The organism is Klebsiella sp. BIGb0399 (assembly GCF_003752615.1).
GTDB lineage: Bacteria > Pseudomonadota > Gammaproteobacteria > Enterobacterales > Enterobacteriaceae > Klebsiella > Klebsiella lignicola.
Genome location: NZ_RKHT01000006.1, coordinates 403,037 through 425,933, shown reverse-complemented (window position 1 = coordinate 425,933; position 22,897 = coordinate 403,037). Strand labels below are relative to the sequence as shown.

The following is a 22,897-nucleotide window of genomic DNA, read 5'->3' as shown; positions in this document are numbered from 1 at the left end:
CTGGCTAAGGTATCAAATAAATAATCACTATCGAATATATATTCAGTGATTAAAAAAGTGAAAACGAATTGTCACATCATGGCCTGCTAAGACGCATTGCGATAAAGAGGACTATCTTGCTTACCCTCTCAGCGCCAGGACGAAGTGTGACTCAGGAGACGACCTAATGCAGGTAACATGTAAAGAGTTCATTATTGCCCTGGACGAAGGCACCACTAACGCCAAAGCTGTCGTGCTCGATAGCCGTGGCCACGTCGTGGCAAAATTCTCTCGGCCTCTGGCCATTCAAACGCCGCGAGAAGGCTGGGTAGAGCAGTCGGGCGAGGGTCTGGTTGAGGCCTCGCTTGACGTTATCGCTAAAGCGGTTGAGCACGTTGGTGCTGAAAACGTCGCCGCATTAGCGATTAGCAACCAGCGAGAGACTGCCATCGGCTGGTACCGTCAGAGCGGTAAACCGATTAACGCCGCCATCACCTGGCAGTGCACACGCAGCGCGACGTTTTGCGATGAACTGCGCCGCAACAACAAAGAACAGCAGATCAAAACCACCACTGGTTTGCCGATTGCCCCCCTGTTCTCAGCCTCAAAAATGCGCTGGTTACTGGAATCCGTTCCTGAGGGCCGCCTGCTGGCAGAGCGTGGAGAGATCTGCCTTGGCACTATCGACAGCTGGCTGCTGTGGAATTTAACCCAGGGCCAGGCGTTCTATTGCGATCACTCTAATGCCGCACGTACCCAATTGCTGAATCTGCAAACCGGGCAGTGGGATAACGAGATGCTGGCGCTGTTCCAGATCCCGCGCGCCGCACTGCCGGAGATAAAACCCTCCAGCGGATTATTTGGCTACACCCGCGGGCTTAGCGCCATTCCGGACGGTATTCCGGTGATGGCAATGGTTGGCGATTCCCACGCAGCACTTTTCGGGCATGCACTGGGCGAACCGGGCTGTGTGAAAGCCACCTACGGTACGGGGTCATCGGTGATGGCGCCGGTAAAATCCGCACAGTGCGACATCGACGCACTGGCCACCACCATCGCCTGGCACGACGGCGACAGTATCACCTACGGGCTGGAAGGTAATATTCCACATACCGGCGATGCCGTTGCATGGATGGCTGATAGCACCGGCCTGAGTGAGTTATCCGATGCCGAACTGGCCCACGAACTCAACACCCTTCCCGCCTCTGTGGAATCTACGCTGGGCGTCTATTTTGTACCGGCCTTAACCGGCCTGGGTGCGCCATGGTGGGATGACAGCGCCCGTGGCGTGATTTGCGGCCTGAGCCGCGGCGTCAAAAGAGCTCATCTGATCCGTGCCGCGCTGGAGTCCATTACCTATCAAATCGCCGACGTGGTCGTCGCCATGCGCCAACAGGATGACTTTCAGCTGACAGCATTAATGGTCGACGGCGGCCCGACAAAAAACGACTGGCTAATGCAGTATCAGGCCGATCTGTTGGGGTGCCCGGTAATGCGCAGTGACGTCGCGGAACTTTCAGCGATCGGCGCAGCCTTGCTCGCCCGCAAAGCCCTGAATCCAGGCTCCGTTACCGACCTGAAAGCGTTCTTAACCGAACATAGCGAATTCATCCCCGACATGGCCCGCCATCAACGCTTGCAGAAAAGATGGCTGGAGTGGCGCCATGCGGTGAACAGAACATTATGGAAACCGGCAACGTCCGCCTGATGCCCACCAGGGAATCTCGTATGTGACGACCCTTAATCACTAACAAAAGGAGACTTCCGGCCCATAAATTTGATTTTCAGGCCTTACGTTGTTTCACCGTACCCGACAATAACAACCAAGAGAGATAATTGTCATGAAATTACGTTTAACGCTTTTAACTGCTGCTACCCTGACCGCTTTTTCTTTTGCCGCCCATGCCGCAGAAAAAGGCACCATTATGATCATGGTAAACTCACTGGATAACCCGTATTACGCCTCCGAAGCCAAGGGTGCCAGCGAGAAAGCAAAAGAACTGGGATACCAGACGACTATCCTGTCCCATGGCGAAGATGTAAAAAAACAGAATGAGCTCATTGATACTGCCATCGGCAAAAAGGTTCAGGGCATTATTCTGGATAACGCTGATTCTACCGCCAGCGTCGCCGCCATTGAGAAAGCCAAAAAAGCGGGCATTCCCGTGGTATTAATCAATCGCGAAATTCCTGTCGATGATGTTGCACTTGAGCAAATTACACATAATAACTTCCAGGCAGGTTCGGAAGTCGCCAACGTATTTGTCGAGAAAATGGCGGAGAAAGGAAAATATGCCGAACTGACCTGTAACCTTGCAGATAATAACTGCGTTACCCGCTCTAAATCGTTCCACCAGGTCATCGATCAATACCCGGATATGGTCAGCGTTGCAAAACAAGATGCTAAAGGGACATTAATCGACGGCAAACGCATTATGGACAGCATTCTGCAAGCGCATCCTGACGTAAAAGGTGTGATTTGTGGTAACGGCCCCGTTGCTCTCGGCGTGATTGCCGCGCTGAAAGCCGCAAATCGCACCGATGTTGTGGTTGTCGGTATCGATGGCAGCAACGATGAACGCGATGCGGTGAAAGCCGGAACGCTACAGGCGACCGTCATGCTTCAGGCTCAGGCTATTGCCGCTCAGGGAGTCACCGACCTCGATAACTACCTGCAAAAAGGGGAAAAACCGGCGAAGCAGCGCGTTATGTTCCGCGGCATTCTGATCACACAAGACAATGCAGACAAAGTTCAGGACTTCAATATCAAGTCTTGAGTTCGGGTTGTTGCGCCCCTACGGGGGCGCACAGGAGAGTATTATGTATAAAAAAACCTGGCTGGTACTGGCTGTTCTTACTCTCGGAGGCTGCCGTATTGTCTCTCAGCAGGAGCTGGCCGATCTGAAATCCCCGCCCAATCCGCACATGACCAATATCGACCAGACCTGGCAAGACCAGGTGGTTCCTCAGGTCGTGGCTAAGGCTCGTCCTGTCGCTGAATTAATGACCGCCCTGCGTTCAGCGAAAGATATCGATAGTGCCTGTAAAAATTTAGGCTATCGCGCTCAGGATGAAAACCCGTGCATTTTTTACGTGAAAGTTGAAGGCAATATCACCAATATCGATTCCACTTCCCGTAGTGGAAAAATGACAATTCACGATACCAGTGGCAGCAATGTCGTCGTACAGATTGGTCCAACCCTGCGCGGCACGCTATTACGTGATGGGTATCAGGGAGCCAGTTATCAGGACTTTAACGACCAGGTTCTTTTTGGCGAATATGGCCGTGCAATTAACGAACATGCGGTAAAAATGATCGCCGCCGCGCAAGTTAAAATGGGCGATGCGACGCAAGTCTATGGCGTATTCTCAGCCTGGGATATTCCGCAATCCATCCCTGATATTACGCCAGCGAAGATTGTTCGTTTGGGAGGACAATAACATGCAACAGCAAGAACTCGTCACTCCCCAACCAGTCGAATCTGAAGTTATTATCGAAACCCGCGAATTATCTCGCGTTTATCCGGGCGTGATCGCCTTAGATAATGTGAACTACCGGGTCTATCGGAATAAAGTTAACGTTCTGATCGGTGAAAATGGTGCGGGTAAATCCACCATGATGAAAATGCTTGCTGGTGTTGAAACGCCCTCATCGGGTCAAATTATTCTTGATGGGGCGCCGGTCACACTTGGCTCAACCCATCAGGCAGAAAAGAATGGCATTAGCATTATTTTTCAGGAATTAAATTTATTCCCTAACATGAACGTCATGGATAATATTTTCATGGCTAACGAATTTTTTCAGAAAGGCAAAATCAACGAAAAATTCCAATACGCGCTAGCCAAAAAATTACTAGAAAGGCTGGAACTTGATGTCGACCCTTACACTCAACTTGGTGAACTGGGCATAGGCCACCAACAGATGGTCGAAATTGCGCGCGCGCTCTCTAAAGATACGCGTGTATTAATTATGGATGAACCTACTTCTGCACTCAGTCAGTCGGAAGTCAAAATCCTGTTTAACGTTATTGAACAACTCAAACGCCGCGGCGTTACCATTATTTATATTTCTCATCGTCTGGAAGAACTGATGGAAATTGGCGATCACATTACCATTTTCCGCGATGGCCGCTTTATCAGTGAACGACAGGTTAACGATGCCAGTATTCCCTGGATTATCGAACAGATGGTCGGCGATAAGAAAAAGCATTTCGACTACCAGCCCGCACCAAAGGGTGAAGCCGTTCTTGCCGTCGACGGTCTGACGGCCCTGCACCCTAGCGGAGGCTACAAGCTGAATGACGTGACCTTTACCTTAAGTAAGGGAGAAGTCATTGGCATTTATGGGTTGCTCGGCGCAGGACGAACGGAACTGTTTAAAGGACTTGTTGGGCTCATGCCTTGCCAGAATGGCAGCGTTCAGCTTAATGGCGAAAATATTGAAAAGTCCCCCTTTCAGGCACGCTTAAAAAAAGGACTGGCGCTCGTTCCTGAAGACCGACAAGGCGAAGGCGTGGTGCAGATGATGTCGATTCAATCGAACATGACCTTATCTGATTTTAGTTTGCAGGGTTTTCGTCGGGCGTGGAAATGGCTGAATCCGCAGAAAGAAATTACCTGCGTCAAAGAGATGATTCGTGAACTTGCTATCAAGGTTAGCGACCCCGACCTGCCAATTACCTCCTTAAGCGGTGGTAACCAACAAAAAGTGGTGCTTGGCAAAGCATTAATGACGAAGCCTGAGGTCGTTTTTCTTGATGAACCGACCCGCGGTATCGATGTCGGCGCTAAAACCGACGTTTACCACCTGATCGGCAAAATGGCCCACCAGGGCCTGGCTGTGATGTTCTCTTCATCTGAACTGGATGAAGTCATGGCGCTGGCTGACCGAATTCTGGTGATGGCCGATGGCCGTATTACCGCCGATTTACCGCGTCATGCGGTTACCCGCGAAAAATTAATCGCGGCTTCAACACCTCAAGATTAATCAGGCTGGAATCCATCATGAACCAGAAATATATGATTTATATGTACCTGCTGAAGGCCAGAACGTTCATCGCTCTGCTGCTGGTAATCGCATTCTTCAGCGTGATGGTACCGAATTTCCTGACCACATCTAACCTGCTGATTATGACTCAGCACGTGGCGATTACCGGCCTGTTGGCCATCGGCATGACGCTGGTTATCCTCACCGGGGGAATCGACCTCTCCGTCGGCGCCGTCGCCGGGATCTGCGGAATGGTCGCGGGAGCGCTGTTAACCAACGGACTGCCGTTATGGAACGGCAGCGTTATCTTCTTCAATGTGCCTGAAGTGATTCTGTGCGTTGCCCTCTTCGGGGTGATAGTCGGTTTTATTAACGGTGCCGTGATCACCCGTTTCGGCGTTGCGCCCTTTATCTGCACGCTGGGCATGATGTATGTCGCCAGAGGCTCTGCCCTGCTGTTTAACGACGGTAGCACCTATCCCAACCTTAACGGCATGGAGGTACTTGGCAACACTGGTTTCGCTACGCTGGGTTCCGGTACCTTGATGGGAATATACCTGCCAATCTGGCTGATGATCGCCTTCCTGCTGCTGGGCTACTGGCTGACCACCAAAACCCCTCTGGGCCGCTATATCTATGCGATTGGCGGTAATGAATCCGCCGCTCGTCTGGCCGGCGTTCCTATTGTTAAAGCAAAAGTGTTTGTTTATGCCTTCTCCGGTTTGTGTTCCGCGTTCGTTGGCTTAATCGTCGCTTCGCAACTGCAAACTGCCCACCCGATGACCGGCAATATGTTCGAAATGGATGCCATCGGCGCCACCGTGCTCGGCGGAACCGCGCTGGCAGGAGGTCGTGGCCGGGTTACCGGATCGATCATCGGCGCCTTCGTTATCGTCTTCCTTGCCGATGGCATGGTGATGATGGGGGTCAGCGATTTCTGGCAAATGGTCATTAAGGGCGTGGTTATCGTCACCGCCGTCGTCGTCGACCAGTTCCAGCAAAAACTACAGAACAAAGTCATCCTGATGCGCCGCCATGATGAAAAACTGGCAGCGGCCGGGGCCACCAGTTAATAAGGTTTTTATTACCCCGCCGGACCCACTTGCGTCCGGCCTACATGAGGGAAAAAACATGCAAAGAAATTTCCACAACAAAACGGTTGTTATCACCGGCGCATGCCGCGGAATTGGTGCCGGCATTGCTGAGCGTTTTGCACGTGATGGCGCAAATCTGGTGATGGTCTCTAATGCCGAACGCGTCCATGAGACGGCGGAAGTACTGCGTCAGCGCTACCAGGCCGACATCCTGTCATTGCAGGTCGATGTGACCGATGAGGCGCAGGTGCAGTCACTGTATGAACAGGCCGCGGGACGTTTCGGTACTATTGATGTCTCAATCCAGAACGCAGGCGTCATCACCATCGATTATTACGATCGCATGCCAAAAACCGACTTCGAGAAAGTGCTGGCCGTAAATACCACCGGCGTCTGGCTGTGCTGCCGTGAAGCCGCTAAATATATGGTGAAACAAAACCATGGCAGCCTGATTAACACCTCTTCCGGCCAGGGCCGTCAGGGCTTTATCTACACTCCGCATTATGCCGCCAGCAAAATGGGCGTCATCGGTATTACCCAAAGCCTGGCGCACGAGCTGGCGCCATGGAATATCACGGTTAACGCCTTCTGCCCGGGCATCATTGAAAGCGAGATGTGGGATTACAACGACCGCGTATGGGGAGAAGTCCTCAGCACCGAGCAAAAACGGTATGGCAAAGGTGAGCTCATGGCGGAGTGGGTCGAAGGAATTCCGATGAAGCGCGCCGGTAAACCGGAAGATGTCGCCGGTCTGGTGGCATTCCTGGCGTCGGATGATGCCCGCTATCTCACCGGACAGACCATCAATATCGATGGCGGCCTGATTATGTCGTAAACCGCTAGCCTGTCGTCCCCGGGTTGTGGCTAACGCCTTACCCGGGCTACACGCCGCTTCAGGCCACGAGATATTTATTCAGAGAGTAATGACTATGATTGCGAAAGATTTTGCCCAGCAACTGTTTAATCTGCAGGACCGTGTAGCCTTTGTAACAGGCGCAGGTAGCGGTATCGGTCAGATGATTGCCTACGGACTCGCCAGCGCCGGCGCTCGGGTAGTCTGCTTCGATCTCCGCGAAGATGGCGGCCTTGCTGAAACCGTTAAAAATATCGAAGCTATTGGCGGACAGACCTGCTTTTCTACCGGCGATGTACGCCAGCTCAGCGAGTTACGCGAGGGTGTCAAACTGGCTAAAAATCGCTTTGGTCGCCTTGATATCGCGGTCAACGCCGCAGGTATCGCTAACGCCAACCCGGCGCTGGAGATGGAAGCCGAACAATGGCAGCGGGTTATTGATATTAACCTCACCGGCGTGTGGAACTCCTGTAAGGCAGAAGCTGAACTGATGCAGGAATTCGGCGGTGGCTCGATCATTAATATCGCCTCTATGTCCGGCATTATCGTTAACCGAGGTCTCGATCAAGCTCATTATAACTGCTCCAAAGCTGGCGTTATCCACCTGTCGAAAAGCCTTGCCATGGAGTGGGTCGATAAAGGGATCCGCGTTAACTCTATCAGCCCGGGATACACCGCTACACCGATGAACACCCGCCCTGAGATGGTCCATCAGACCCGTGAATTTGAAAGCCAGACGCCAATTCAGCGCATGGCGAAAGTCGAAGAGATGGCAGGACCGGCGCTGTTCCTCGCAAGCGATGCCGCATCATTTTGCACCGGCGTAGATCTGGTCGTTGATGGTGGTTTTGTCTGCTGGTAAGCCTTCTGGAAATACAACGATACGGGGAGTGTCATTACAGCATTATGCAGGGTGGCGGCGCTATTGCTGTTAACCGGTCGATTTTCTTTCGCCGCCCATCCTGCGCCTTCATCAGTTAAAAAAAGGTGCCTGAAGGTTCCTTACCCAGCCTGCGGATAGGCGGGGATGACTCCCCGCATACCGGCTACTTCTTCGTTTCGTAAGCGAGAACGGCCTTAAACTCCATATGACGCTCTTTGATACTTAACTCACACAGCGAGTCGCGTACCATTAACGTCAATCCCAGTGCCGTCAGACATAACACCATGATTGCCACCAGGGCATACTTTGTCAGCATCTCGTTGCCTCCATGCGAAGAAGAGGCTACTATCCAACGTGCTAGGTTTGGATTGTAGGCCTCAGGTTGATGGGAACATCTCCTGGGGCTTCGTCTTTCTGAATCCTCACCTCAGCCTGAACTCAGAAAGCCTCAGGCACCCGCCGTCATCATACGCTTCCCTGCGTATACCACTGTCTATTTAACCAGCTAAAATCATTTTTCAGAAAACGTTCAGACGGCCTACATCCCTGGGAAGGTCACGCTGTTGCCCGGCGCTTCGCGATGCAGGTGGATAAAGTTCAGATGGCGCTCGTACTGATCGAGAATATCGGTGATCACCTGCTCCTTGCTGTAGTCCATCAGGTCATTGCCCTGGCTTCCTTCCAGCAGGAAGGTTTCCAGACGATAGTAGGTCGACTTGCCGCTACGCGCCCGGTAGGTAAAGCCGGGAATGGAATACTGCTGCGGCCAGATCTGATAAACAAAGTTCTGCTCATCGCCCATATGAACCAGCAGATCGAGGTGGCCCAGGTTGTCCCCCTCTTCCGGCGGCAGGCTTTTCAGTTCGACGTAAGCGCCGCGCAGCTTCAGCTCCTGCGCCACCTCTTCCATCGCCGGGAAGCACACTGTCTCCATCATCTGGAGGGTATAGCGCGTACCGGGGTAGTTCATCAGACGCGACAGGCGCTTCTTCCAGCTCAGACGATCCTGCACGCCCAGCGGACGTGGGGCAGTATCCCGATTGGCGCTCTCGCGGCGATAATCTTCCACCTTCAATGACTTATACAATCCCGCCATCACGAAAAAGATCACGAAACTAAACGGCAGTCCCATAATCACCGTGGCGTTCTGCAGGGCGGAAATACCGTTGGTCATCAGCATCCCGAGGGTCAGTAAACCAATCACCACTGACCAGAAAATCCGTAACCAGTTAGGCGCATCGCTGTTGATATCCTTCAGCTTCGAGGTGAAATTGCCCAGCACCAAGGCCCCGGAATCGGCGGAGGTGACATAAAACAGCAGGCCGGTGATCGTCGCGACCGAAGCGCTAAAGGTAAACGCCGGATACTGCGCCAGCAGGTTATAGAAGCCGCGCTCCGGATGCGCGACCGCCTCTGCGGCAAAGGCCGCATTGCCGTGGATGATTTCATACAGCGCACTGTTGCCGAACACCGACAGCCACAGCAACGTAAAGGTGAACGGAATAATCAGCGTCCCCAACACGAACTGACGGATGGTGCGCCCGCGCGAAATACGTGCCAGGAACAGCCCGACAAACGGCGACCACGCAACCCACCACGCCCAGAAGAACAGGGTCCAGTTGTTCATCCACTCTACCGGGCGGTCGAAGGCGAAACTGTTCAGCGTCATGCCCATAAAGCGATTCACATAGTCGCCGACGTTAAGCACCAGCGCATTGAGCAGAAACTCGGTATCGCCCATAAACAGGATGAACAGAATCAACCCCAGCGCCAGCATCACATTCAGCTCGGAAAGAATACGAATGCCTTTATCGACCCCGGAGGTCACAGAAATAGTCGCGATAATCACCGACAGCACGATAAGCGCCGCTTTCGCCCCCAGCGAATCCGGAATATCGAACAGCACGTTGAGGCCGTAGTTGAGCTGCACAACGCCAATCCCAAGAGTGGTGGCGATACCAAAAATCGTCCCGATAACCGCGGCGATATCCACGCTGTGGCCGATAGGACCATTAATCTTGTTGCCGAAGATCGGATAGAGCGCAGAGCGGATGGTGAGCGGCAAATTATAACGATAGCTAAAGTATCCCAGCGCCATCCCCATCAGGGCATACATCGACCAGCCGGTCAGCCCGTAATGAAACAGCGTCCACACCATCGCCTGGCGCGCCGCCTCCATGGTCTGCCCCGCCCCTTCCGGCGGCTGCATATACTGGGTCACCGGCTCGGCGACAGAGAAGAACATCAGGTCGATGCCGATCCCGGCGGCAAACAGCATTGCCGCCCAGCTCAGCACGCTAAACTCCGGTTTCGAGTGCTCCGGCCCGAGCTTCACCGACCCGAAGCGCGAGCAGGCAATGCACACCACAAACACGATATACAGCGTCGCGGCCAGCAGATAATACCAGCCAAAAGTCTTTGAAACCCAGTTCAGGGTACGGCCAATCCAGGCCGCGGAAAAATCGCTGAAGAAGAGAGTCATCAGGGAAAACAACAAAATCAGTCCCGCGGAAGTATAAAAAACCACCGGATTGACTTTGTCCTTTTCTCTGCTCGGCGAAAGGTCTGTCATCCATTCTCCTTACTGTTTTTGCAACTATTAGAATCAAAATCCGCAACAATTAAGACACACTTTATATTGAACGTCCAATCAAAAACCGCTTTAATATATAAACAAAGCTGATGAATAGAGTCTGAAATATGCCCAAACTGGGGATGCAACCGATACGGCAGCGGCAGCTGATTGACGCCACGCTGGCCGCCATTAATGAAGTGGGAATGCACGATGCCACCATCGCGCAGATTGCCCGACGGGCTGGGGTATCCACCGGCATCATCAGCCACTATTTCAAGGATAAGAACGGGCTGCTGGAAGCGACGATGCGTGATATCACCGGCCAGCTGCGCGAGGCGGTACTGAGCCGCCTGCACGCCCTGCCCGCAGCCTCTCCACAGGAGCGGTTGCGCGCCATCGTAGCGGGCAACTTCGATGACAGCCAGATAAGCAACGCGGCGATGAAAGCCTGGCTCGCCTTTTGGGCCAGCAGCATGCATCAACCGATGCTCTATCGCCTGCAGCAGGTCTGCAGCCGGCGCCTGCTGTCGAACATTGTCTATGAATTCCAGCGCGCCCTGCCGCGCGAAGCGGCGCAGGAGGCCGGTTACGGTCTTGCCGCGCTGATCGACGGGCTGTGGCTACGCGCGGCGCTAAGCGGTAATCCACTGGATAAAGCCCGCGCTGAAACGCTCGCCGAACACTTCATCAGCCAGTATTTGCCACCGACTTCTCACTAACGGAGGACCCATGTCCCGAATGGCCGAACAACAGCTTTATATCCACGGTGGTTATGTTTCCGCCACCAGCGGTAAAACCTTCGAGACCATCAACCCCGCCAGCGGGGAAGTTCTGGCGGTCGTCCAGGCCGCCGGTCGCGAAGACGTCGACCGGGCGGTAAAAAGCGCCCAGAAAGGGCAAAAAATCTGGGCGGCAATGAGCGCCATGGAACGCTCGCGCATTCTGCGCAACGCGGTCGATATTCTGCGCCAGCGCAATGACGAACTGGCGCGTCTGGAAACCCTCGACACCGGCAAACCGCTGAGCGAAACCGCCGCCGTTGATATCGCCACCGGCGCTGACGTGCTGGAGTACTACGCAGGCCTGATCCCGGCGCTGGAAGGCAGCCAGATCCCGCTGCGCGAGAGTTCCTTCGTCTATACCCGCCGGGAACCGCTGGGCGTGGTCGCCGGGATCGGCGCCTGGAACTACCCGATCCAGATAGCCTTATGGAAATCGGCCCCGGCGCTGGCCGCCGGTAACGCGATGATCTTTAAACCGAGCGAAGTCACCCCGCTCAGCGCCCTGAAGCTGGCGGAAATTTACCGTGAAGCGGGCCTGCCGGAAGGCGTGTTTAACGTGCTGCCGGGGATCGGCGCTGAAACCGGGCAGTATCTCACCGAGCACCCGGATATCGCCAAAATCTCCTTTACCGGCGGCATCGCCAGCGGCAAAAAAGTGATGGCCAACTCCGCCGCCTCCTCTCTAAAGGAAGTGACCATGGAGCTGGGCGGCAAATCGCCGCTGATCGTCTGCGAGGACGCTAACCTCGACCTCGCCGCCGACATCGCAATGATGGCCAACTTCTACAGCTCAGGCCAGGTCTGCACCAACGGCACCCGCGTGTTTATTCCGACACGCTTTAAAGCGGCATTTGAAGAGAAAATCCTCGCCCGCGTGGCGCGCATTCGCCCCGGCGATCTGTTTGAGGAAAGCACCAACTTCGGGCCGCTGGTGAGTTTCCCGCACCGCGAAAACGTGCTGCGCTACATCGAGAGCGGCAAACAGCAAGGCGCCCGTCTGCTGTGCGGCGGCGATGTCCTGAAAGGGGCCGCGTTCGACCACGGCGCGTGGGTCGCCCCGACGGTATTTACCGACTGTCACGATCGGATGACCATCGTGCGCGAAGAGATCTTCGGCCCGGTGATGTCGATTCTGACCTACGACGATGAAGCCGAAGTGATTCGCCGCGCCAACGCCACCGAATACGGCCTCGCCGCCGGTGTCGTCACCCCGGATCTCAACCGCGCCCACCGCATCATCCACCAGCTGGAAGCGGGTATTTGCTGGATCAACAGCTGGGGTGAATCCCCGGCGGAGATGCCGGTTGGCGGCTACAAGCACTCCGGCATTGGCCGCGAAAACGGCGTGCAGACTCTGCAGAACTACACCCAGGTAAAATCCATCCAGGTTGAGATGGGTCAGTTTCAATCCATATTTTAACCAGGAGGTCATTTTTGCAATTTGACTACATCATTATTGGTGCCGGTTCCGCCGGCAACGTACTGGCGACACGACTGACGGAAGATCCCGACACCACCGTCCTGCTGCTGGAAGCAGGCGGCCCGGATTATCGTTTCGACTTCCGCACCCAGATGCCCGCCGCGCTGGCCTTTCCGTTACAGGGCCGGCGTTATAACTGGGCCTACGAGACCGAGCCTGAACCGCATATGAACAACCGCCGCATGGAGTGCGGACGCGGAAAAGGCCTCGGCGGATCCTCGTTGATTAACGGCATGTGCTATATCCGTGGCAACGCCATGGATCTCGACAACTGGGCCACCGCGCCGGGGCTGGCCCAGTGGAGCTACCTCGACTGCCTGCCCTACTACCGCAAAGCGGAAACCCGCGATATCGGCGCCAACGATTATCACGGCGGCGATGGCCCGGTGAGCGTCGCCACACCAAAGCAGGACAACAATCCGCTGTTCCATGCAATGGTGGAAGCTGGCGTGCAGGCCGGTTATCCGCGTACCGAGGACCTTAACGGCTATCAGCAAGAGGGCTTTGGCCCGATGGATCGCACCGTGACGCCGCAGGGGCGTCGCGCCAGCACCGCCCGCGGCTATCTCGACCAGGCCCGCGAGCGTCCTAATCTGACTATCCGCACCCACGCGCTGACCGATCATATTATTTTCGCCGGCAAGCGCGCCGTTGGCGTCGAATGGCTGGAGGGCGATAGCACCGCGCCATCAACAGCCACCGCCAATAAAGAAGTGCTGCTCTGCGCGGGCGCCATCGCCTCACCGCAGATCCTGCAACGCTCCGGGGTCGGTAACCCGGAGCTGCTGCGTCAGTTCGCTATTCCGCTGGTCCACGCCCTGCCCGGCGTCGGTGAAAACCTGCAGGATCATCTGGAGATGTATCTGCAGTACGAATGCAAAGAGCCGGTGTCGCTTTACCCGGCGCTACAGTGGTGGAATCAGCCGAAAATCGGCGCCGAGTGGCTGTTCGGTGGCACCGGCGTCGGCGCCAGCAACCAGTTTGAAGCGGGCGGATTTATTCGCAGCCGGGATGAGTTCGCCTGGCCGAACATCCAGTACCACTTCCTGCCGGTAGCGATTAACTACAACGGCTCCAACGCGGTGAAGGAACACGGCTTTCAGTGCCACGTGGGGTCCATGCGATCCCCAAGCCGCGGCCACGTTCGGCTCAAATCGCGCGACCCGCATGATCATCCGGCGATTCTGTTTAACTATATGTCCAGCGAACAGGACTGGCAGGAGTTCCGCGACGCGATTCGCATTACCCGCGACATCATGAATCAGCCGGCGCTGGATAAATATCGCGGTAGGGAGATAAGCCCGGGCCTGGACTGTCAGAGCGATGCTGAACTGGATGAGTTCGTGCGCAACCACGCGGAGACCGCCTTCCACCCCTGCGGCACCTGCAAAATGGGCTACGACGAGATGGCGGTGGTCGATGGTGAAGGCCGGGTGCACGGGCTGGAAGGACTGCGGGTGGTCGACGCCTCGATTATGCCGCAGATTATTACCGGCAATCTTAACGCCACCACCATCATGATTGGCGAAAAAATGGCCGACGCCATTCGCGGCCGTCAGCCGCTGCCGAAAAGCACGGCGGCCTATTATGTCGCTAATGGCGCGCCGGTTCGACGCTGAGCATGGCGACGGTGTCGACGTCACGTTGAACGCGGCTGAACCATGCTGATATGCATGCCGGGCGCCTTGCCCGGCAATGCCAGAAAATCACGCGCAATCGCGACACGCTTCCAGCCGTTTTAGCTGTCGCCCATCGGCATCAAAATTATCTGCGGCCAGCCACCTGCGCAGCACCGCATCCCGCGCCGGCCATTCACTATCGATAATCGATAGCTGATCGCTGTCGCGGGTGCGTCCTTTACGCACCAACTTCTGTCGCAGGCACCCTTCCCAGGTGAATCCCAGCCGCTCCGCCGCCCGCCGCGAGGCGACATTCATCGAATCGCATTTCCACTCCAGCCGGCGATAGCCCTGCTCGAAGGCGTATTGCAGCAACAGCCACATCGCTTCCGTCCCCAGCGCAGTATTTTTCATCTGCCGCGACCAGGTAACATGGCCGATTTCAACCGTCCCCATCGCGCGGTCGATGGCCATATAGCTGACCAGCCCCACCGCTCGCCTGGTATGCAGGTCGATAACCGCATACGGCACCAGCGCGTCATCGTTCACTTTCCCGGCGACCCAGTGGGCGGTGGCCTCGAGGCTCTCTGGCCGTGTGCTGGCAAGCCAGGTCCAGTCGCTCTCATCGCCCAGCGCGTAGGCGGCAAACAGATCGGCGGCGTGGCGACGCACGTCCAGCGGTTCCAGCAGACAAAAACGCCCGCCCAGCGGCAGACGCTTCAGGACGCAGGCGCCTTGCCAGTCGGCGACCCTGTCGTTCACCCACTGACCATACTGATTCATTTCCGGCATGACCTTACCCCATTGATTGGTAACCAAATAGTTATATCAAGTTGCAATGTGCCCGGAAACCACGCCACCGTTTTTTTCGTTTATAACTCAAGCGTATTGGTTATTCTTTTTCCGCATAAGCTTATCGGTATTTTGACTTTACGACGGCAGTGAAGCGGCCTAACGTAGCGAAGCATAAATAATCAAAACAACATTTTTCAGGGATTGCTCATGACCAAAAAACTGCTGCCTTTACTGGTACTGACCGCGCTCTCCGCCAGCGTCCATGCCGCTACACCGCCAACTACCCTGGTCGTTGCCCAGGGACTCGACGATATTGTCAGCCTCGACCCGGCGGAAGCCAATGAGCTGTCCAGTATTCAGACGGTGCCGAGCCTCTATCAGCGCCTGGTTCAACCGGACCGCGACAACCCTGAAAAAATCACCCCGATTCTGGCGGAAAGCTGGCAGGCAGATCCGGCCGCCAAAACGCTGACCATCAAGCTCAAGCCCGACGCTAAATTTGCCTCCGGCAACCCGCTGCGCCCGGAAGATATTATTTTCTCTTACACCCGCGCGGTCACACTGAATAAGTCCCCGGCCTTTATCCTCAACGTGCTCGGCTGGCAGCCGGACAACATCGCCAGCCAGCTGAAAAAGGTGGATGACCACACGCTGGAGCTGCACTGGACCGCCGACGTCAGCCCGGCGGTTGCGCTGAATATCCTCTCCACGCCGATCGCCTCCATCGTCGATGAAAAGCTGGTGGCCCCGAACGTCAAAGATAACGACTTCGGCAACAGCTGGCTGAAAATGCACTCCGCGGGCAGCGGCGCGTTCAAAATGCGCGTCTATCAACCGCATCAGGCCATCGTGCTGGAAGCCAACGACAGCTCGCCGACCGGTGCGCCGAAGCTGAAAAACGTGATTATTAAGAACGTCCCCGACCCGGCGTCCCGCCGCCTGCTGATTCAACAGGGCGATGCCGACGTTGCCCGCGATCTCGGGGCCGATCAGATAGCGGCTCTGCAGGGCAAACCGGGCGTCACGGTGCTGAGTATCCCGTCCGCCGAGCAGAACTACCTGGCGTTCAACACCGGCAACAGCGCCAACCCGCTGCTGAAAAACCCGGCCTTGTGGGAAGCGGCACGCTGGCTGGTGGATTACGACGGCATCACCAAAGATCTGCTCAAGGGCCAGTATTTCGTCCATCAGAGCTTCCTGCCGGTCGGTCTGCCGGGCGCGCTGGACAACAATCCGTTTAAATTCGACCCTGAGAAAGCCAAAGCGATCCTCGCCAAAGCCGGGATCAAAGATGCCCACTTCACCCTTGATGTTGAAAACAAACCACCGTTCATCACCATCGCCCAGTCGATGCAGGCCAGCTTTGCTCAGGGCGGCGTGAAGATCGATCTGCTGCCGGCCGCCGGTAGCCAGGTGTATGCCCGGGTGCGCGCAAAGCAGCACCAGGCGGCGATTCGTCTGTGGATCCCTGACTACTTCGACGCCCACTCCAACGCCAGCGCCTTCGCATGGAATGATGGTAAATCCAGCACCGTCGCCGGCCTGAACGGCTGGCAGATCCCGCAGCTGAACAAAGAGACCCAGGCCGCAGTCGCCGAAGCGGACCCGGCAAAACGCCTCGATCTGTATAAAAAAATGCAGGAAGAGTTGCAGCGCAGTTCGCCTTACGTCTTCGTTGATCAAGGGAAAACCCAGATCGTGGTCCGCGATAACGTCAAAGGTTATCAGCAGGGTCTGAACGCCGACATGGTCTGGTATGACCGGGTAACCAAGTAACGCCTGGGGCAGGTACGATCAGGTAGCCCGGACAGGCGCAACGCGCCGCCTCCGGGAACGCAGGCCCGATACCTTATGTTTTCCCGGTGGCGCGACGCTGACCGGGCTACAACGGATCGCACCAGCTGATAACACTGCATTTTTTACCGACGGAATAACCATGTCTGCTGTTTTACCTACCAGAGCAGAGCGGCGCAGCGCGCGCCCTCTGCTCGCGCTGTTTCAGGGGCTGTTCACCCTGGCGCTGACCCTGCTCGGTCTGCTGCTGGTGACCTTTGCGCTCTCGGCGCTGTCGCCGGTTGACCGGGTGCTGCAAATCGTTGGCGATCATGCCAGCCAGTCTACCTACGATCAGGTTCGCCACCAGCTCGGACTCGACCGCGCCCTGCCGGTGCAGTTCTGGCACTACCTGGTCAACCTGGCCCACGGCGATCTGGGCATTGCCAGCTCCACCGGCCAGCCGGTGCTGCAGGATCTGCTCGCCACCTTTCCCGCCACACTCGAACTGGCCACGCTGGCGCTGATCGTCGGCGCGCTGCTTGGGGTTATCTCCGGCGTGCTGTGCGCGCGCTACGTGGGGTCGCCGTGGGATCTGGCGGTTCGCACCTTTACCCTGATTGGCAACTCGGTGCCCATTTTCTGGCTCGGCCTGCTGATGCTGGCGCTGTTCTACGCCAGGCTGCAATGGACGCCAGGCCCCGGACGACTGGACGATATTTATCAATATACCGTCGAGCCCCGGACCGGCTTCGTGCTGATCGACACCTGGCTCTCAGGCGATAAAGCCGCGTTCATAAACGCCATCGGCCACCTGCTGCTGCCGGTGCTGCTGCTGGGATACTATTCGCTGGCCAGCATTACCCGCCTGACCCGCTCCGCCTGCCTTAGCGAGATGAACAAAGAGTACATCCTGCTGGCCCGCGCCAAAGGCGCCAGCGAGATGACGATTCTGCTGCGCCACGTGCTGCCCAACATCCGTGGCACCCTGCTGACGGTGATCGCGCTGGCCTGGACCTCGATGCTCGAAGGGGCGGTGCTAACCGAAACCGTCTTCTCCTGGCCGGGAATTGGCCGCTACCTGACCACCGCGCTGTTTGCCGGCGATACCACCGCCATCATGGGCGGCACCTTGCTGATTGGCGCGAGTTTTGTCTTCATTAATAACCTCACCGACCTGCTGGTCCGGTTGACCGACCCGAGGGTGCGCTGATGCCGGCCTATCTGTTTTTGCGTCGCCTGCGTCGCTCCCCCGCCGCCTTTTGCGGGCTGGTGATTATCACGTTGCTGCTGCTGGTGGCGCTGTTCGCCCCCTGGCTGGCGCCGCTCGATCCCAACTGGCAGGATGCCGCCGCGCGGTTGCAGGGGCCGGGAGCGCAGCACTGGCTCGGCACCGACAGCTATGGCCGCGACCTGCTGTCACGTCTGATTTACGGCGCGCGCCCGGCGCTGGGGCTGGTGGCGCTGGTCACCCTTATCACCCTGCCCGTCGGTCTGCTGGTGGGGATTTTGTCCGGCTATTACGGCGGCTGGCTGGAGCGGGTTCTGATGCGTTTCACCGACGTGGTGATGTCGATGCCGCGCCTGATCCTCGCCTTTGCCTTTGTCGCCATGCTCGGGCCGGGGCTGGTTAACGGCGCGCTGGCGCTGGCCCTCACCACCTGGCCGGCCTATGCCCGTCAGGCACGCAGCGAAATTCAACGCCTGCGCCACAGCGATTATCTGGCCGCCGCCGAAATGATGGGAATTCGCGGCTGGCGCTTGCTGGTCGGCCATATTTTGCCGCTGTGCCTGCCTTCGGCTATCGTGCGGCTGGCGCTGGACCTGGCGGGGATTATTCTTGCCGCCGCCGGGCTGGGCTTCCTTGGCCTCGGCGCGCGTCCGCCGATGGCGGAATGGGGGGCGATGATTGCCGACGGCATGCAGGTCATTTTCGATCAGTGGTGGATTGCCGCCGCCCCTGGCGCGGTGATCCTGATTGCCAGCCTCGCATTTAACCTGCTGGGCGACGGCCTGCGCGATGTTCTGGAGCCACAACATGACTGATACCCGACTCTCCGTTCGCGGGCTGTGCATCGACTACCCTGCCGCCCGGGTGGTGAATAACGTCAATTTTAGCCTCGGCAACGAGCGGCTGGCGCTGGTGGGCGAGTCCGGTTCGGGCAAATCCATGACCGCCCGCGCCCTGATGGGGCTGGTACGCAAGCCGGGAGTGGTCAGCGCCGAGACGCTGAACGTGCTGGGTCACGACCTTCTGACCCTCAACGACCGCGGCTGGCGGGCGCTGCGCGGCAACGATATCGCCATGATTTTACAGGACCCACGCTATGCGCTGAACCCGGTGCAAAGCATTCAGGCGCAGCTGGAAGAAGCGTTAACGCTGCATCAGCGCCTGAGCCGCCGCGCCCGGCTGGAGGCGGTAAAAGCCGCCGTAAATGCCGTCGGCCTCGATCTCCCGGTGCTCAGCCGCTATCCCGGCGAGCTCTCCGGCGGGATGGGCCAGCGGGTGATGATCGCCATCGCGCTGCTTAACAACCCGAAAGTGCTGATTGCCGACGAACCCACCTCGGCGCTCGACTCCCGATTGCGTAATCAGATACTCGAACTGCTGGTGGAACAGTGCGAACAGCGGCAAATGGCGATGCTGTTAATAAGCCACGATCTGCCGCTGGTGGCGGAACATTGCCATCGGGTGCTGGTGATGTATCAGGGCATGCAGGTGGATGAGATGCTGGCGCGGGAACTGCCTCAGGCGACCCATCCCTATACCCGCACGCTCTGGACCTGCCGCCCCGATGCCGGCACCTATGGCCAGATGTTGCCGACGCTCGACAGAACCCTGGATTTTACGGAGGCGGCACATGGCAGTCGTTAATCTCGATGCATTGCAGGTCAATTTTGCCGATAAAACGGCGGTTTCCGCCGCCAGTTTCAGCGTTGAGGCGGGGGAAACCTTCAGCCTGATCGGTGCCTCCGGCTGCGGGAAGTCGACCATTTTACGGGTGCTCGCCGGTCTTCAGCGCGAGTGGCATGGCCGGGTCGAGCTCTTCGATAAGGCCATCACCCCCGGCGTGCGTTTTCAGGGGGCATTGCGGCGCAACGTGCAGATGGTATTTCAGGATCCCTACGCGTCGCTGCATCCCAATCATACGCTGTGGCGCACCCTGGCAGAGCCGCTGAAAATTCATGGTATCGACGAGATTACGCAGCGGGTGACCACCGCGCTGGAACAGGTAGGGCTGCCGGCGGATGCCGTCCAACGTTATCCGCATCAGCTCTCCGGCGGCCAGCGTCAGCGCGTGGCGATTGCCCGCGCCCTGCTGCTGCGCCCGCAGATCCTGCTACTGGATGAGCCAACCTCGGCGCTGGATATGTCGGTGCAGGCGGAAATTCTGAATCTGCTGAACCGCTTGAAACAGGAGCACGGAATGACCTATCTGCTGGTCAGTCACGATGCCGATGTGATTGCCCATATGTCAGACCGGGCGGCCTTTATGGCGCAAGGGGTGATTCAGCGCTTCTTCGATCGCGAAGCGCTGGTGAACGGTGAACATCGGATGGGGTAAGGTTTTCCCGGGTAAGGCGTTGACGCCGCTACCCGGGAATCGTACTGCGCGGAAGTTACTTCGCCAGGCTGGCAAAGCGGGTGAAGACGCTGTCAAAAATCGCCAGCCCTTTCGCCACCTGCTCGGCGCTGATGGTGCATGGCGGCACCACGTGGATACGGTTTTCCACCACAAACGCCAGCAGACCGGCCTCGGTTAACGCGCCTTTAATCGCCGCCATATCCGCGGCGGTTAACGCCGTTTTCTGCTCACGATTGCTGACCAGTTCCAGCGCCTGGAACAGACCACGGCCGCGCACATTACCGATAATCGCGTGTTTTTCCGCCAGCGCTTCCAGCCCCGGACGCAGCACTTCATTACCGATGGTCGCCGCGTTCTCCACCACTTTCTCTTCTTTCATCGCGTCAATGGTGGCGACAATCGCCGCCATCGCCAGCGGGTGGCCGGAATAGGTCAGCCCCCCGGCAAAGAAATGGTCGTCAAAGTAGCGGGCGATAGGCTCGCTGATCAACACCCCGCCTGCCGGTACATACCCGGCGTTCACCCCTTTGGCGAAGGTCACCAGATCCGGCACGATGCCGTCCTGTTCGAAGGCAAACCAGCTACCGGTACGCCCAAACCCGGCCATCACCTCATCGAGGATCAGCACGATGCCAAACTCATCGGCCAGTGCCCGCACGCCTTGCATATAACCGTCAGGCGGCACCAGGATCCCGGCGGTTCCCGGAATCGACTCCAGCAGAATCGCGGCAATGGCGGTCGGGCCTTCACACTCGATCATTCTGCGCAGATGGGCCAGCGCACGCTGACACTCTTCCTCTTCCGTCAGCGCGTTAAATTCGCTGCGATAGAGGTACGGGTTAAAGAAGTGCACGTGCCCACGTGAATATTCGTTCGGTACGCGACGCCAGTCGCCGGTGGCGGCAATCGCGCTACCGGTATTGCCGTGGTAGGAGCGGTAGGCCGACAGCACTTTATCGCGCCCGGTGTACAACCGCGCCATCCGGATGGCGTTCTCGTTTGCGTCCGCCCCGGCGTTGGTGAAAAACACCTTGCTGAAGCCTTCCGGCGCCAGCTCGACAATGCGTTTGGCCGCTTCGCCGCGCGCCAGGTTGGCGGTGGCCGGCGCAATGGTCACCAGCTCATCCATCTGCGCTTTCATGGCCGCCAGCACGCGAGGATGCTGATAGCCGATGTTGACGTTGACCAGCTGGCTGCTGAAATCAAGGTAGGTATTGCCTTCGTAGTCCCACAGCTCGCAGCCTTTAGCCCCGGCAATCACCAGCGGATTGACATTGCCCTGTATCGACCACGAATGAAAGACATAAGCACGATCCAGTTGGCGTACTTCATCGTTGCTTACCGTAACATCGTTCTGTAATGCCAGCTTCATACCCTGCCCTCTCTCATGTCGTTGTTGTTGGATTCATCATTGGCTGCACAGCGGGAAAACGGATAGAGCCAGTGCGAGGAAAATGATGTGACACCGTGTCACATCGCCATAGCGCGACTGGCTCTGTGCCCGTCGGGTGAGCGTTTTTATACTCGTCATACTTCAAGTTGCTTGGGTGTTGGCTGCCCCCGTTCACCCCAGTCACTTACCTGAGTAAGCTCCTGGGGATTTACGGCCTTGCCGCCTACAAGCAACTCGAATTATTTAGAGCATATGGTGGGACGACAACCTGCACAGGAGCATGAGATGACAACGAGCAAAGTGGTGTTTATTACCGGGGCAACCTCGGGATTTGGAGAAGCGGCAGCACAGGTCTTTGCCGAGGCGGGCTGGTCATTGGTCCTCAGCGGGCGTCGTGTCGAGCGGCTGAAGACATTACAGGATAAGCTCGCCGCGCAAGTCCCGGTGCATATTATCGAACTCGACGTCCGCGACAGCGACGCGGTGGCGGCAGCGGTGGCGGCGCTTCCCGCTGAGTTTGCCGATGTGACTACGCTTATCAATAACGCCGGGCTGGCGCTGTCGCCGCTGCCGGCGCAGAAGGTCGATCTGGAAGACTGGAAAACGATGATCGATACCAACGTCACCGGGCTGGTGAACGTCACTCACGCGCTGCTGCCGACGCTGATTAACCACGGCGCCGGTGCCAGCATCATCAATATCGGCTCTATCGCTGGCCAGTGGCCCTATCCGGGCAGCCACGTATATGGCGCCAGCAAAGCCTTTGTGAAGCAGTTTAGCTATAACCTGCGCTGCGACCTGCTCGGAACCGGCGTGCGCGTCACCGACCTGGCTCCGGGCATTGCCGAGACGGAATTTACCCTGGTGCGCACCAAAGGCGACCAGGCGGCGTCGGATAATCTGTATCGCGGCACCACCCCGCTGAGCGCGATGGATATTGCCGAACAGATGTTTTACATCGCCACCCTGCCGGACCATATGAATATCAACCGCGTTGAAGTGATGCCGGTACGTCAGGCCTGGCAGCCGTTCGCCATTGACCGCGATTAAGGTTTTAGGGTTTGTAGCCCGGACAGGTGCCTCAAGCATCTGTCCGG

Annotated in this window: 20 protein-coding genes; 16 read left to right on the top strand and 4 right to left on the bottom strand. The window is 57.1% G+C overall.

Features of this window, described 5'->3' with window-relative positions; genetic code table 11:
• Nucleotides 1–166 precede the first annotated feature (166 nt).
• The 7 genes from EDF82_RS12615 (at nt 167) to EDF82_RS12585 (ending at nt 7,775) form a co-directional block, all read left to right on the top strand.
• Nucleotides 167–1,687 (top strand): glycerol kinase GlpK, encoded by a 1,521-nt coding sequence (locus tag EDF82_RS12615; protein ID WP_123755892.1) that lies wholly within the window; start codon nt 167–169, stop codon nt 1,685–1,687.
• A gap of 133 nt (nt 1,688–1,820) precedes the next feature.
• Nucleotides 1,821–2,756 (top strand): D-ribose ABC transporter substrate-binding protein, encoded by a 936-nt coding sequence (locus tag EDF82_RS12610; protein WP_123755891.1) that lies wholly within the window; start codon nt 1,821–1,823, stop codon nt 2,754–2,756.
• A gap of 43 nt (nt 2,757–2,799) precedes the next feature.
• The gene (locus tag EDF82_RS12605) at nt 2,800–3,420 is read left to right on the top strand and encodes a DUF2291 family protein (protein ID WP_123755890.1); all 621 of its coding nucleotides are present in this window, start codon (nt 2,800–2,802) and stop codon (nt 3,418–3,420) included.
• A gap of 1 nt (nt 3,421) precedes the next feature.
• A complete protein-coding gene (locus EDF82_RS12600; RefSeq protein WP_123755889.1) occupies nt 3,422–4,966 on the top strand; it encodes a sugar ABC transporter ATP-binding protein in 1,545 nt (514 codons plus the stop codon).
• 17 nt (nt 4,967–4,983) lie between these two features.
• Complete coding sequence (locus EDF82_RS12595; protein ID WP_123755888.1) at nt 4,984–6,039, top strand: ABC transporter permease; 1,056 nt, start codon at nt 4,984–4,986, stop codon at nt 6,037–6,039.
• A 58-nt stretch (nt 6,040–6,097) separates the two neighbouring features.
• Nucleotides 6,098–6,895, top strand: a complete 798-nt coding sequence (locus EDF82_RS12590) for an SDR family oxidoreductase (RefSeq protein ID WP_123755887.1) — start codon at nt 6,098–6,100, stop codon at nt 6,893–6,895.
• Between the two features lie 94 nt (nt 6,896–6,989).
• Nucleotides 6,990–7,775, top strand: coding sequence for an SDR family oxidoreductase (locus EDF82_RS12585; RefSeq protein WP_123755886.1), 786 nt, complete (start codon nt 6,990–6,992; stop codon nt 7,773–7,775).
• A gap of 184 nt (nt 7,776–7,959) precedes the next feature.
• On the opposite strand, the gene EDF82_RS12580 is transcribed toward EDF82_RS12585, so the two are convergent.
• Nucleotides 7,960–8,112, bottom strand: a complete 153-nt coding sequence (locus tag EDF82_RS12580) for a Hok/Gef family protein (RefSeq protein WP_049267697.1) — start codon at nt 8,110–8,112, stop codon at nt 7,960–7,962.
• Nucleotides 8,113–8,334: 222 nt separating this feature from the next.
• Nucleotides 8,335–10,368 (bottom strand): choline transporter, encoded by a 2,034-nt coding sequence (locus EDF82_RS12575; RefSeq protein WP_123755885.1) that lies wholly within the window; start codon nt 10,366–10,368, stop codon nt 8,335–8,337.
• Between the two features lie 128 nt (nt 10,369–10,496).
• Between EDF82_RS12575 and betI the strand changes: the two genes are divergently transcribed.
• From betI to betA, 3 genes are read left to right on the top strand one after another with little or no spacing between them, the layout of a single operon-like run.
• On the top strand, nt 10,497–11,090 hold the full coding sequence (gene betI, locus EDF82_RS12570; RefSeq protein ID WP_123755884.1) for a transcriptional regulator BetI: 594 nt from the start codon (nt 10,497–10,499) through the stop codon (nt 11,088–11,090).
• Between the two features lie 10 nt (nt 11,091–11,100).
• A complete protein-coding gene (gene betB / locus EDF82_RS12565) occupies nt 11,101–12,573 on the top strand; it encodes a betaine-aldehyde dehydrogenase (RefSeq protein WP_123755883.1) in 1,473 nt (490 codons plus the stop codon).
• Between the two features lie 14 nt (nt 12,574–12,587).
• On the top strand, nt 12,588–14,252 hold the full coding sequence (betA, locus tag EDF82_RS12560; protein ID WP_123755882.1) for a choline dehydrogenase: 1,665 nt from the start codon (nt 12,588–12,590) through the stop codon (nt 14,250–14,252).
• Between the two features lie 87 nt (nt 14,253–14,339).
• Here betA and EDF82_RS12555 read toward each other — a convergent pair whose 3' ends face one another.
• A complete protein-coding gene (locus EDF82_RS12555) occupies nt 14,340–15,044 on the bottom strand; it encodes a GNAT family N-acetyltransferase (RefSeq protein ID WP_123755881.1) in 705 nt (234 codons plus the stop codon).
• Nucleotides 15,045–15,254: 210 nt separating this feature from the next.
• On the opposite strand from EDF82_RS12555, the gene EDF82_RS12550 reads away from it, so the two are divergent.
• From EDF82_RS12550 to EDF82_RS12530, 5 genes are all read left to right on the top strand, one after another.
• Nucleotides 15,255–16,823 carry an ABC transporter substrate-binding protein gene (locus tag EDF82_RS12550; protein WP_123755880.1) on the top strand — a complete coding sequence of 523 codons (1,569 nt, stop codon included), beginning with the start codon at nt 15,255–15,257 and terminating at the stop codon, nt 16,821–16,823.
• A gap of 160 nt (nt 16,824–16,983) precedes the next feature.
• Nucleotides 16,984–18,033: an ABC transporter permease gene (locus tag EDF82_RS12545; RefSeq protein ID WP_227540126.1), complete on the top strand. Its 1,050-nt coding sequence runs from the start codon at nt 16,984–16,986 to the stop codon at nt 18,031–18,033.
• Nucleotides 18,033–18,866, top strand: a complete 834-nt coding sequence (locus EDF82_RS12540; protein WP_123755879.1) for an ABC transporter permease — start codon at nt 18,033–18,035, stop codon at nt 18,864–18,866. The genes EDF82_RS12545 and EDF82_RS12540 overlap by 1 nt, the downstream gene beginning before the upstream one ends.
• The gene (locus EDF82_RS12535; protein ID WP_123755878.1) at nt 18,859–19,695 is read left to right on the top strand and encodes an ABC transporter ATP-binding protein; all 837 of its coding nucleotides are present in this window, start codon (nt 18,859–18,861) and stop codon (nt 19,693–19,695) included. Before EDF82_RS12540 ends, EDF82_RS12535 begins: the two co-directional genes overlap by 8 nt.
• Entirely contained in the window at nt 19,682–20,386 is a 705-nt protein-coding gene (locus tag EDF82_RS12530) for an ABC transporter ATP-binding protein (protein WP_123755877.1), read from the top strand. The genes EDF82_RS12535 and EDF82_RS12530 overlap by 14 nt, the downstream gene beginning before the upstream one ends.
• Nucleotides 20,387–20,441: 55 nt before the next feature.
• Here EDF82_RS12530 and EDF82_RS12525 read toward each other — a convergent pair whose 3' ends face one another.
• A complete protein-coding gene (locus EDF82_RS12525) occupies nt 20,442–21,779 on the bottom strand; it encodes an aspartate aminotransferase family protein (protein WP_123755876.1) in 1,338 nt (445 codons plus the stop codon).
• 306 nt (nt 21,780–22,085) lie between these two features.
• Here EDF82_RS12525 and EDF82_RS12520 point away from each other — a divergent pair, with 306 nt between their 5' ends.
• The gene (locus tag EDF82_RS12520; RefSeq protein WP_123755875.1) at nt 22,086–22,850 is read left to right on the top strand and encodes an SDR family NAD(P)-dependent oxidoreductase; all 765 of its coding nucleotides are present in this window, start codon (nt 22,086–22,088) and stop codon (nt 22,848–22,850) included.
• Nucleotides 22,851–22,897 lie beyond the last annotated feature (47 nt).